This is a genomic window from Methylomonas sp. Kb3, assembly GCF_002834115.1.
In the GTDB taxonomy this organism is placed as follows: domain Bacteria; phylum Pseudomonadota; class Gammaproteobacteria; order Methylococcales; family Methylomonadaceae; genus Methylomonas; species Methylomonas defluvii.
Window position 1 is genome coordinate 196,826 of the sequence record NZ_PIZT01000002.1, and the last position, 12,418, is coordinate 209,243.

Here is a 12,418-nt window from a genome sequence, read left to right on the forward strand (position 1 = left end):
GTTCAAAAGTCATTTAAAACCTATTTGGAATGAAAAAGAGCGACTTCAATTATCAGTTGCCGGAGCAACTTATTGCCCAGTATCCGCTGCCGGAACGGAGTGCCAGTCGATTGTTGCGTCTGGATAGACAAAGTGCGGCAATTGCAGACTGTCAGTTTGCCGATTTTGTCGACATGATAAGCAGCAACGATTTATTGGTTTTTAACAATACCAAAGTCATGCCTGCTCGCTTGTTCGCGCATAAGTCAAGCGGCGGTAAAGTCGAAATGTTGATCGAGCGAATCGAGGATACTCACACAGCGCTTGCTCATGTTAAAGCAAGTAAGTCGCCAAAGACCGATGCCTTGTTGAGCTTGGAGAATGGCGCGGTATGCAGGGTTATGGGTAGACATAACGATTTATTCAGGCTGCGGTTTGAAACGGAAGCCGGCTTGTTGGCGCTATTGGACGAAGTAGGGCATATTCCGCTGCCGCCTTATATTAGCCGTGTTGACGAAGCAAGTGATTTGGATCGTTACCAAACGGTATTTGCCGAGCAACTGGGCGCGGTGGCTGCACCTACAGCCGGGTTACATTTCGATCAGCCAACTATGGATCGCTTAGATCAAAAAGGCGTAGCGCGCAGTTTTGTAACTTTGCATGTCGGCAGCGGCACATTTCGTCCTGTGCGGGTCGAGGATCTATCCGAACACGTGATGCACAAGGAGTTTTATAGCATCTCGCAAGATTGTGTAGATGCAGTTAATCAGGCGAGGGCCAGGGGAGGCAGAGTTGTGGCTATAGGTACCACTGCGGTAAGAGCTTTGGAGTCAGCCTCACATAGTGGCGTATTGCAGGCTGGATGCGGCGATACTGACTTATTTATAACGCCGGGTTATTCGTTCAAATCTGTAGATGCGTTGCTGACCAACTTTCATTTGCCGGAGTCGACGTTGTTAGTGTTGGTTTCGGCATTCGCGGGCTATGACGCAGTCATGAACGCTTATCGCCATGCTATTGAGCAACGCTATCGATTTTTCAGCTATGGCGATGCGATGCTGGTTATTTAAGGATTTTCTGAGCGAAGATTCTATCTGCTCCAGCATGTTGAGGCATCTAATGTTGCGCTCGCTACGGTTTTGCTGCCGGTATTGTCTATTAATAAGGTACCGCATTTGTCACTGGCTTGGGCTCCGGTCGGAACCGCGCTCAAGGTATAGCTACTAGCACTGGCGCCACTAATAGTTACCGTGTAAAAGCCGGCGGTTTCTGTTGGGATCGTATAGATCGATGGTGTCCCGGTATCGCCGGTTGACGATCCACAACCGGTTACCGCAGTTCCTCCCGCAGCGGCGTCACAAAAGGTATTGGCTTCCGTAAAACGTCGCTCCATGGCATTGGTTAGTCCGAGCAATACGCCTTTGACATCCGCTCTTCGCGATTTGCGTACACTCTCTTGATAGCCAGGTATCGCGACGCCTGCAAGTATGCCGATGATCGCCACTGTAACCATTAACTCTATAAGAGTTACGCCTTGTTGTGTTTTGTTCATTTTAATTTTGACCGGTTTGGGTTTTATCGTTTATTGAAATATGTAAGCCTGTTATCGCATATCGGTTTAATTCAGTGAATACACGCAAGTTCACGGCTAAACCCAGATTCCCCAAAAGTCACAGGCATTAAATTCTTAGTATCAGACTAATTCCAAAATAAGTTCTCAACAACTGAGCTATTTATCTCAATTGGCGCCAAGAAGTTCTTTTGCCGCCACCACCTCCTCCGCCAGGGGTAGTTGGGGCATTTTTAAAAATCATTTTGTCCAGACCATCGCTACCGGATCCGATACCAATATTCTCAACAAGACTAAGATTTTTATGTATGCCAATGCCCATGTCAAAACCAGTAGCAGCAACTAATTTGCCATCAATTAGCATAAGATCGTTTATATCAGCTTTACTATCATTACCGAATAAATCGAAAGAGGCTGTAGCGGGGCGTTTACCTGTAATTGCCTCCACAGTCATGACGCGGCTCACACCGCCACCCGAGCAAGGATCAGCACTCGGAATCATTGTCGAGAAAATCACTAAATCTTGATACAGAACCGCTGGACTAACGACTCTTTCACCTTGAGCGATATTCGTGGGCTTAAGGAGGTTCATAGCCCAGCCTTTTTTAAGATTGGCTGCACTGCAAGTGGCGGTGGGCGTATCGTCGTCCGTTGATGGAATGGTTGCCACCGAGTAACACACAGTATTTCTAGAGCTTACCCGTACCACGCCTGTTTCCTCTACGCCGGCAGAGTTTTTGGGGTTACCCTCATATGTGATAGTTTGCTCTTGTAGTTTCGCTCTGTCGGTGATTGCCCCAGAGTTGTCATCCCACAGGCCGTAAAAAGACTGAACCTGTGGACTCGTCGGTATGACGTTGTCAGTAGTCTCAAAATATTTGCCTGTACCAAAATACACCATAATGCCACCGGTTTGCTCTGAGCCAACTGCACCAACACTAGGTTTTCCGGTAATCGGTTGACGGTTTGCCGATGTGCATGACGTGCCTGTTGTGGTGCAGGCGACGAATAGTGGCGCGCCACTATTAGCAATAGTCCAACTAGTTGCGGAGGTCGTGCCTACGTTGAATTTCCAAAGGTTTCCGTAGAGATCGCCGGCGTATATGGTGTCTACAATTGTGTCCCCGTCAGTATCAACCGCCTTTGGTGATGACAGACCATTTTTTTGCGCGGCGTCACCGACTCCGGTATCAAATTTTTTGATTAACGCGCCTGTCTTGGCATTCAATACAAACAACACTGCCTTACCCGCGTCGCTGTTATAGCCATTCGCAACGATAACGGCCCATGTGCCGTCTTTCATTCTAGCGATAGCGGGTTGACCTATTGTATAGCCTAGGTCATTGTCATCCGTGCTAGTGAACTCCCATAAAACGCTGTTGGCGCCAAACGTATCCGGATTAGTGATGTCGAGAGCGAATGCGGCTCTGCCCCCGGCCCCCGTGACACCTGCGAGAAGGGTATGCCAGCTCGAATCGTAATACACGTCGCCAAAGCTTGACATGCCGTCAATAAAATACTGATGGGCATAAGTGAGCGATGTCAACTTGCTTAATTCCGGAAATAACGCATTCGGGACATAAGCAAAAATCTCTGTGCCGCCAGTGGTGATCGAGCCGGAGTTCTTTTTAGCGTCGAACCCATGTAGCATGCCGTCATTGGCACCTACGTAAATCATGGGTCTGCGATTTTGGTAACTCGTACTGGCCCGAAATGAAGTGTAGTCGCTACCTTCTGCTCCGGGTAGTGAACTGTATCCGAAGTCATCGGTTCCAACATAGATGGGGTCGGAGTTTACGATGTCACCGAGCTTGTTGGTAGCAATTGTGGCATTCGCTAGATCCGTGTTGTTTTCTAGGAAAGTGCCGTCAAATTTCTTGATTCTGTTTCTAAAGTTTCCGGTACCCAAGCGCTGTTCGTTTGTGTTATCCCCGCGTAACCAATTGAGCCGTAACTCACCTTTGCCGTCAGCAGTACCCGATATTTGGTTTAAATAGTCCTGCTGCGAACTGCCTGTTGGCGCGGTGGTTAAGTTTGCCCATCGAAACTCTATACCCCGTGGAGCACTGGTTAACGTTGGGTTGAGAGTGTAAATTTTGCGGCTACTTGGTGTCGGTAACTTTGTGGCAGCGTCCCAGTTGAGATTGTTTGTTTCCAATGCGCCAGTAGTGTCATTGATCGGGATCGCCAACAAATGTCCGCTCCAGTCTCTTGGATCGAATTTGGCTTGATAAACCAATGTCCCGGTATTTAATTTTGCGGTATTGGCGGCTACCGCAGAGGAAGAACTGACGTTGCTGAGTATTTTGGCAAAAGCTTTTCCTAATTGCTCGGAGAGTTTACCTGCATTGGTTACCAGAAAATAACCGTCAGGAGTACCATTTTTATCTTCGTCCCATTCATTTTGGTCAAGAATGTTGTCTTTGTTTTTGTCGTTTACGCCCCATTTTGCCGCGTACCAAAGCGGGTCATGTTTAATAAAGCTGGCTGACGTGGTGGTGCCCACGTTAAATGTTCTGGATGCCGTGAGTGGTAAAGAGACGCCATCGGCCCAAGTGCCACCAGGAAACTGACCTGGAGGTGTATCAAGAAAATAATCTTTATCATTTTCTCCGGCATCGGGTTTGTCACGTACTTCCAGGTAAACGCCGTCCTTGGTGGTACCGGAAATAACGTAACCCATGTGCTGGGTTATGCCGCCCGCGGCATAGGTTGAATTCAGATCGACCACTACTTGGTTTGATGCATTGACCGTAAACGTGTATTCCACAATCGCATCCATATCGTGATCGGCAGCTTGCTCGACGTCTTCGTAATTTATACGGAATTTTCCGTACGGGCGTCCTCCGTTAATCGCGGCATCTTTATTGCCTGGAGTAACACCCGAGACAGGTTCTACCGTGTTGACAATCTTTTCCACGTAAAAGTCTACGATCTGATTGGTGGGCTGAAAGCTGGTTGAGGACTGGGAGATGCTAGAGCCCGCTACGGATTTTGCGAAGGGTACCAAGGTTACTATCTTGCCGTTGACCGGTATTTCGATTCTGGGGAGCGGCGAAGCTAATGCCACTGCCAACGTATCAGTTTTCTGATCGCCGGTAGCGGCGTTTAGGTCGGTTTGTCTGCCGTACAAAGCAATGCTACCGGCATAAAAGCCACCTAATTTGGTGGGTTCTTCCGGAGCGAGGCCACGGATATTTTTAAAGCTGTTTGCCGATTTTGCCGTGGGGGCTCCGTCGCTGAGAATCCCCGATTGACCGATAAAAATATTGCTCGATTCGGATTCGTTACCCCAAATTGTATCGGCTAGAGTCGATACATTCAGACCAGACAAATCACCTGAGAACGACGAGTCAAAATAGCTGCCGGGTAACTGATTGGTATCGTAGGATGCGTTTATATCGCTTATAACCAGTTGCATTGGCTTCGCACAGCTCAGATATTTACCGCCTGTATTTGAATATGGATCAAGCCAAGTTGGCAAAGGCAATCCTAGTGTTGCATCAGGGGTATCCGTGGCTGTTATGGAGTAGGCTGAGGTGGGGGCTGCTTTACCAGCAAAATAGCGTAAACCCTCGTACATCATTTCCGCTATAGGGTTACCCCATTCGGCTGCTTCACCTTCCGTTATTGCGCGCGTGGTAATCCACCCAGAAGCGTAAGCGTGATCCGAGTAGTTGAAGGTGTTGATACGTAGGTTGTTGATTGTCTTGACGATACCGTTGGTTGTCGTAAATATGCCTGTAGTAGGGTCTACTTCGTTGGTGAAAGATTCTATGTTTTTCCTGAGTACGCCGCCCGAGATGTTCTTTTTATAAGAACCGGTCAGCAAGCCAAATGCCATCGAGTCATTTTCGCCATAGGTGTGTAGCAACCCTGTGGGTTTATAGGTTGTGGTTGATCCACTTTTGTAGGCTTTGCAGTTGGCTTCCAATTTGCCGGTTTCGCAGACGTTAACATTGACACTGTAGTCGGTGATGCTAGAGGCGGTATTCGAGGTGTCCCAGCGCAATACGAAGCTGTCGTCGCCGTAAGCCTCCTCGTGGTGGTATTCAATATCGTAAGCGACACCAGCGGTGAGATGAATAGTGCCATTATTAGTATTGCAATTGCAGACGCCATGGCCTCCGTAATATCCTGCCACTACCGTACCGTTAATCAATACTTCTACTGCATCGTCGCCATCTACCGAAAACTTGTAATTGAGACTGGCAGGAACAGTGATTTTTCCTTTTACAACGGTTAAATAACGTTCGGTACGTTCAGGATTACCATTGGCCTCCAGTCTAGTCATATTGTCAGTGTGGCGTAAGTTACCGGTGGTGCCGTAATTAGTAACAAATGTTGCATACTCCGCAGCGCTCGATGGATGGGCGGGAGCAGTATCTCCGGTTCTATAAGTTTTTCTCACCAAATTGCTGAATACTATATCGGGAACTACCGACCAGTTAGAGCTACCCGTGGTTGCACAGGCTGTACGGCTGCCGTTATCGCAATCGCTACCGGCCACGGGCCGTTCGATGGAAAGCCATTCCCAAACGCGGTAGGAAGTATTATTTAAGACGCGCATCAAGGGTTGGCCGGTGTAACTTAAGGACACATTTGCAAATAGGTGGCTTTTCCCCGTAGCGGGCTCGGCCAACGGTGTGTAGTCTGAGATAAGGTATCCCGGGTTATTGCTAGGATTGTATTCCTTACCCCATGAATGGGCATCTTGAGGGATAAATGAGCGTTTGAGTACGGTCTTCGAGGTGGTGTCGTCGCCTCGGTAACCGCCATATAGTACCTTGCGGAGAGCGTCAATACGCGCGGTTGTAATGTAGTTAAGAAAATCACCGCTCCAGTCGCCGTCCACCGATGAACAGGTTTTATCAGTAGCTGATGGTGTTTTTGCTTTCGGTGTAAAGTATCCTCCGTCGCTGTCCACGTAATCGTAACAACGATGCGAGTCGAAATACCCGAAGTAATCGATGCTTGGTTTATAGCCAACGTCAATTAATCCATCGCCGTTGAGGTCAGAGGCATCGTTATAAGCTTCGTAATAAAGCTTGTGGTCGCGGCCCATGGTCAGCATGACGATAGGTGGAACGCTGGAGGTTAGAAATAAAGGTTGTTGAGAAATACCTGCAGAAGCGTTGAAGCTTGCTAGCAATGTCTGAGACAGAATCAGCAAAAAAAAGGCTTTTACTTGGCGTTGCTTAGTTTTCATGATTTTGCCCTCTGCGTGTTTCTGTCTGAAATCAACATAGTCGTACGACTCACTAAATTTGGTAAATAGACTGGAGCATGACGATAGTGTCCGCTGTGCCGCCGGTTGCTCTGGCGGTAATTCGATAGTTATGCTTTCCGGGACATGCTGCAGGTGCGGGCAAGCAGCCCAAGTCTTCGATTATGTAACGAGGATTAGCGCTGAGGTTTGACAAAACGCCCGTAAAAGCACCGAATCATTGTCGTCCCAACTTATGCTGTCCCAAACTTCCGACGTTTCCGCTGTTGCGCTATTGCAATCGTTATCGCGCGGATTGAATCTCCCGGCAGCTTTACTGCAGGTGTAGGCATGGGTATTTAGCCAAGTTTCCCCCGCTTGCAAGGCGGACTCCGCCGCTTGAAAGGCAAGATTACGGTCACGCATATTGCCGGCCATTTTTTCTTCCAGACTGGTGACATTGGTGCCGGTCACGCCAATGATCGTCAGAAGCATCAGCATGATTAAGGCGACGACTAGCACTGCGCCAGTTTGTTTTATTTTCGACTTATTCATGGTGCCACCTATTGCAGCCGATTACGTACTGCAAGCGTCGCGTTGAACACGCGGCGAATTCGCCGGTCACCAGGGTTAACGCCGGTGGCGCCGTTGTAATCGTAAGTGAGGGTTTGCGAGGCCAGATTCTCGCTGGTGCGCGCCAAGAGTGAGATACGCACGCTGGCGACATCGGTGATATCGGTGACGTTAGCTGCGGTTTTATATTGGTTGGCTACACCGTCGGCATCAGTATCTTCACCATATAGAATTTGCAGGTTTTCGATGCCATCGAGTATTTCAACTGGATTGCTGCTGCTACTTGCAGCCTTGGTATTGTCGTATCGCCAAAGAGCCGGTTCTCCGCTTGCGCCTGGACGGATGAAATAGCTGTATGCGCGGTAAGCAAAGACTTCCGAGCTGGTTTTGTAGCACGGTGGGGAAGCACAAGTCGCGGGCAAAGAGACCGCATTGTGCTTAATCAGTGTCGAGGTAGTGCCTGTGGTGGCCCGGAAAAGGTCGGCGTTGCTACAGCTGGATATTAAAACCGGATCACCATCAACTATGCCGCAAGTATTGGAACTGGAAATTTGTATATCCGAGCTTGCGCTTGCCATATCTGCTGACAAATAACCGCCGCAACTTTCACCGAAAACTACTGTTATCACATCGGTGCCAGGGGTAATCGGCGTAGCTAAACCTGACAAGGCGCTTGGCAAGGCTGGGGACCAAGTGGTCGTTACCGGCGATGCCTCACTGCCGTTGTAGCCGACTATGATAGTGGCTGGTGTTGGCGACGATATAGCTGGCGCAACAACGGGCGAGGTAATTGCGGTTGTGGCAGTATTGGTGGGTGTTAAATCGGTTATGGATATACAGCCTTGAAAACCGCTTAAGCGTAAGTCTTTGCTGAGTATTTCCAACGCATAACGGCTGTTTTCTTGTAAACGGGATAAGCCTTCCTGCATCCCGTAAGTCTGCTTCGCGTTAACGAAAATCTTGATTACCCCACCTAATAGGAATGCGCCCAGAAGCAGCGCAATCATAATTTCTATGAGAGTCATGCCTGTTTGCAGGAAATAGGTCTGATTTTTTTTCATGGCTGGAAACTCATTACAAACCGTTGCGTCGCCGCCCCATCGTGGTCGTCATCCCACCAAATTTTTACCGCATACGCATCGCCGATCCCGTCGCAGTTGTGTGCGGATTTTGAATTTCCGTCCCCCGGGGTTTTGTCCTTACAAACAACACCTTCGCCGCTAGGTAATTGACTTCTTAGTTGGTCGTTCCATTGTTTTAAATCGTAACCAGCCATTTGTGCCGGTGTGCAAGTGTTTGCTAAGCAATCGTTATTCGTTTCTGCTTGGTTATCGTAGTTACCCACTGCGTTTGCTCGTACTCGGTCGGCTATATCGTAAGCAAGCAAAGTAGCCTGTGAGCGAAAATATGCACTTTGATTGTTCCGCAGGCTTGTGGATTGCAAGCCCGCCAAACCCAGCAAGCCCAGGGCAAGTATCACCACGGCGATCAAGACTTCTATTAATGTGAAACCGTTGGTTGTTTTCATCGGTAACTAAAATGGGGGTAAGCAGGAGGTGATATTCGAGGCGGTGCTTGCGACCGTGTCCTTGTTTGGTATGCCATCGTTGTTTGCATCGAGGCCCATGCGCAATCGACCGATAGGGCTAACGATTATCAGCCTAGAGGTGTTTGCTTCGGGGACGTTATTGCCGTCGCTGTTGTTGCAGATTACAAAGCTACCTCCACCATTACTTTGTCCAGAAGAACTAAAATTAATGAAGTCTGAAAAACTATTGCCTCGCAAGGTATAAGAAGCGCTTAGTGCCGCATAAGTTTTGAGAAGCACATCGTCGCCTGTGTCGAACTCGCCATTGTCATTTGCGTCCGTGAAAACATCCCAGCCTTGCTCCCAATTCGCTGAAGCCCAGGCGGTCTTGTTCTTATTAGTCGATGATTTGTCGTCAATTTTGCGCACAGTCACCGATACGCCACGTTTTACCGCTTCGCTTCGCGCTAAATTCAACGCGGTGACTAATTCGTTGGCTGATGTGGTTAAGCGGTTATTGCTGATAATCGAAGTGAAGCTTGGAATTGCAATACCCACCAGAACGCCGGCGATAGCGATGGTCACCATCAGCTCAACCAGTGTGAATCCTTTAGATGTTTCGGTGAATAATTTTTGCATAATTTATTTGATTGTGACTCAGGTAGTTGGGCGCAAATGAACTCGAACTCTGTTGCTGTTATTTGCCGCTCCGGCCTATGAAAAGTGCATTTCTACTCTGGGAACAGGGAAGCGTTGGCTCGTCAAAATCGAATTTGAAGATAGCACAGGATTCAACAAAGTTATGCGAGTTAAACCACAATCGCAATGTGAGTGTTTACAGATTTTCGCCAAAATGGCGGTCCCTGCAACGAAGCGTCTTAGATTTTTAAAATGAGTGTTTTTCGGCAAGATCAGCTTTCTCTAACTACAATCTTGGCTGAGCTTAGCTACAATCTGAGCAATGTAAAATTCTAATCAGGTGAACTGGCAATCGCAGTTTGTGCTGATTTAACAGTTTTAAATTATGTTCGATAAATTTTGAGGAGAAAATTGTGGCAACAATTCTTGCTGTAGACGATTCCGCATCAATGAGGCAGATGGTGGCGTTTACCTTAAAAGGCGCCGGTTATAACGTGGTAGAAGCGGTTGATGGAGCGGATGCCTTGAATAAAGCGAAAGCGCAAGCTTTTGATTGCGTCGTTACTGATGTCAATATGCCAAACAAGGACGGAATTGAGTTGATTAGAGACTTACGCGCTTTACCAAACTACAAGTTTACGCCGATGTTGATGCTGACCACTGAAGCGGGAGCGGATAAAAAGCAGCAGGGCAAAGATGCCGGTGCAACGGGCTGGATAGTGAAGCCATTCAATCCCGACCAACTCTTGAAAACGATCAAAAAAGTGATGGGCTAAGTATCCGCCTCTTCAGAGACATCAGCACCGGGTAATTCTATGTCAATCGATATGGCGCAATTTCATCAGGTTTTTTTCGAAGAGAGTTTCGAAGGACTTGACGCGATGGAATCGGGATTGCTCAACCTTGATTTGGGGGATGTTAACGTCGAAGACATCAACACCATTTTCCGCGCCGCGCATTCGATCAAAGGCGGTAGCGGAACTTTCGGTTTTACCGCGGTTTCCGACTTTACCCATGTCATGGAGACCTTGCTTGATGAAATGCGCGACGGCCGCAGAAAGATCACGCAACCGGCGGTTGATGTATTGTTGGGGTCAGTCGATTGTTTGAGAGATATGCTGCAATCGATACAAAACGGCAGTGAAGTGGATCAGTCTGATGTCGCTGAGCATAAATTAGCATTGGATAACGAGCTAAATAATACAGTGCCCAGTTCCCCTGCAGGGAGACACGCTCCGGACATTTCGGCGTCAAAAAGTGCTGCGGATTTGCCGGCTGAAGAAGCTGAACAAATCGCCGGCTGGGTGATAGCCTTCAGCCCGCATTTACATTTGTTGAAGACCGGTAACGAACCGGTACGGATGTTCAGGGAGTTGGCAGCCCTGGGCCAATTGACGACAACCGTTGATTTACAAGGTGTACCCGATCTTTACGATTTGGATCCGGAAGAGTGTCATTTGTCCTGGAAATTGCGTGTTTTGGGCGATATTCCGGAGGCGGAAATTGACGAGATTTTCGATTGGGTCGAGGACGATTGCGATTTGGCTAAACAACCGATCTACAAAACGTCCACAGGTTCTGCGCAAGCCCAGGTCTCAGCAGACATCGCTATAACGCCCGTTACAAACAGCGTTCATAGAGACATCAGCCCTGAGTTTGCAAGTACCGGAGAATCTGAGTCGAATACGCTGGAGCGTAAAAACGGCAAAAAAGAGGAAGCAAAAGCCGCACCGAAAGGTTCAAGTTCCATTCGCGTGGATACCAGCAAAATCGATACCTTGATTAACATGGTAGGGGAGTTGGTCATTACGCAATCCATGCTCAGCTTATTAGGCGAACATTTCGAACTGAATAAACTTGATCAATTGAAAAACGGACTTTCTCAGCTAGAGCGGCATACCCGCGAACTGCAGGAAAGTGTGATGAACATTCGCATGCTGCCTATCAGTTTCGTGTTTAGCCGTTTCCCACGGCTGGCGCATGATATCAGCAGCAAACTAGGTAAAAAAATCGAACTTAAATTGGTGGGTGAACACACCGAAGTGGATAAGACCGTCGTCGAACTGCTCAGTGATCCCTTGGTTCACTTAGTCAGAAACAGCTTGGATCATGGCATTGAAATGCCCGATGTCAGGCTCGCGGCCGGCAAACCCGAGACGGGTACGGTTACCCTTGAAGCCTATCATCGCGGCGGCAACATCGTGATTGAAGTGACTGACGATGGTAAAGGCCTCGACAAAGATAAATTAAGGGCCAAAGCCATTGAAAAAGGTTTGATCGATCCCGATGCGATCTTAAGCGATAAGCAAACATACGAGCTGATTTTTATGCCGGGGTTTTCTACGGCCGAAAAGCTTACCGATATTTCGGGTCGCGGGGTGGGTATGGATGTGGTGCGACGTAATATCCAGGCTTTGGGCGGCAACATAGAAATCCTTTCCGAGTTAGGCAAAGGGTCCACCATTTCCATTCATCTCCCGCTGACTCTGGCTATCCTGGATGGTCAGTCGATTGCGGTTGGCGACGAAACCTACATATTACCCTTGGGTTCTATTATCGAGTCACTCCACGTCAAGGAAGACAGGCTCAATCGAGTAGCGGGCAAAGGGGAAACTTTCCTGTTACGCGGCCAATATCTGCCGATTATCAGAATGCATCAAATTTTTAACGTACCCACCGCGAAAACCACCAAGCTAACCGAAGGTTTAATTGTGGTTGTCGAAGGGCAAGGGTTGCGTTGCGGATTGTTCGTCGATGATCTGCTTGGGCAGCAGCAAGTGGTCATCAAGTCGCTCGAGGCGAATTATCGACGGATTGACGGGGTATCCGGCGCAACTATTCTGGGCGATGGTTCGGTGGCACTGATTCTTGATATCCCCGGTCTCGTGCGTTTAGCCAATCAATAAACCTAACCTAAAGCGTG

At 48.3% G+C, this 12,418-nt stretch carries 9 protein-coding genes; 3 read left to right on the forward strand and 6 right to left on the reverse strand.

Going from position 1 to position 12,418, the window contains the following annotated elements; genetic code table 11:
* The first annotated feature begins 29 nt into the window (after positions 1–29).
* Positions 30–1,049, forward strand: a complete 1,020-nt coding sequence (queA, locus tag CWO84_RS01810; protein WP_101051599.1) for a tRNA preQ1(34) S-adenosylmethionine ribosyltransferase-isomerase QueA — start codon at positions 30–32, stop codon at positions 1,047–1,049.
* 20 nt (positions 1,050–1,069) lie between these two features.
* Here the strand turns inward: queA and CWO84_RS01815 are convergent, their stop codons facing one another.
* The 6 genes from CWO84_RS01815 to CWO84_RS01845 form a co-directional block, all read right to left on the reverse strand.
* A complete protein-coding gene (locus tag CWO84_RS01815; protein WP_084153333.1) occupies positions 1,070–1,531 on the reverse strand; it encodes a type IV pilin protein in 462 nt (153 codons plus the stop codon).
* Positions 1,532–1,712: 181 nt separating this feature from the next.
* The gene (locus tag CWO84_RS01820) at positions 1,713–6,758 is read right to left on the reverse strand and encodes a PilC/PilY family type IV pilus protein (protein ID WP_101051600.1); all 5,046 of its coding nucleotides are present in this window, start codon (positions 6,756–6,758) and stop codon (positions 1,713–1,715) included.
* A 180-nt stretch (positions 6,759–6,938) separates the two neighbouring features.
* Positions 6,939–7,310, reverse strand: coding sequence for a PilX N-terminal domain-containing pilus assembly protein (locus CWO84_RS01830; protein ID WP_101051602.1), 372 nt, complete (start codon positions 7,308–7,310; stop codon positions 6,939–6,941).
* A gap of 8 nt (positions 7,311–7,318) precedes the next feature.
* Positions 7,319–8,389 carry a PilW family protein gene (locus CWO84_RS01835; protein ID WP_101051603.1) on the reverse strand — a complete coding sequence of 357 codons (1,071 nt, stop codon included), beginning with the start codon at positions 8,387–8,389 and terminating at the stop codon, positions 7,319–7,321.
* Complete coding sequence (gene pilV, locus CWO84_RS01840; RefSeq protein WP_101051604.1) at positions 8,386–8,856, reverse strand: type IV pilus modification protein PilV; 471 nt, start codon at positions 8,854–8,856, stop codon at positions 8,386–8,388. Before pilV ends, CWO84_RS01835 begins: the two co-directional genes overlap by 4 nt.
* A gap of 6 nt (positions 8,857–8,862) precedes the next feature.
* Positions 8,863–9,495 (reverse strand): GspH/FimT family pseudopilin, encoded by a 633-nt coding sequence (locus tag CWO84_RS01845; protein ID WP_101051605.1) that lies wholly within the window; start codon positions 9,493–9,495, stop codon positions 8,863–8,865.
* Between the two features lie 410 nt (positions 9,496–9,905).
* Between CWO84_RS01845 and CWO84_RS01850 the strand changes: the two genes are divergently transcribed.
* Both CWO84_RS01850 and CWO84_RS01855 read left to right on the forward strand, forming a co-directional pair.
* Positions 9,906–10,271 (forward strand): response regulator, encoded by a 366-nt coding sequence (locus CWO84_RS01850; RefSeq protein ID WP_201799043.1) that lies wholly within the window; start codon positions 9,906–9,908, stop codon positions 10,269–10,271.
* A gap of 39 nt (positions 10,272–10,310) precedes the next feature.
* Positions 10,311–12,401 (forward strand): chemotaxis protein CheA, encoded by a 2,091-nt coding sequence (locus CWO84_RS01855; protein WP_101051606.1) that lies wholly within the window; start codon positions 10,311–10,313, stop codon positions 12,399–12,401.
* The last annotated feature ends 17 nt before the right edge of the window (positions 12,402–12,418 follow it).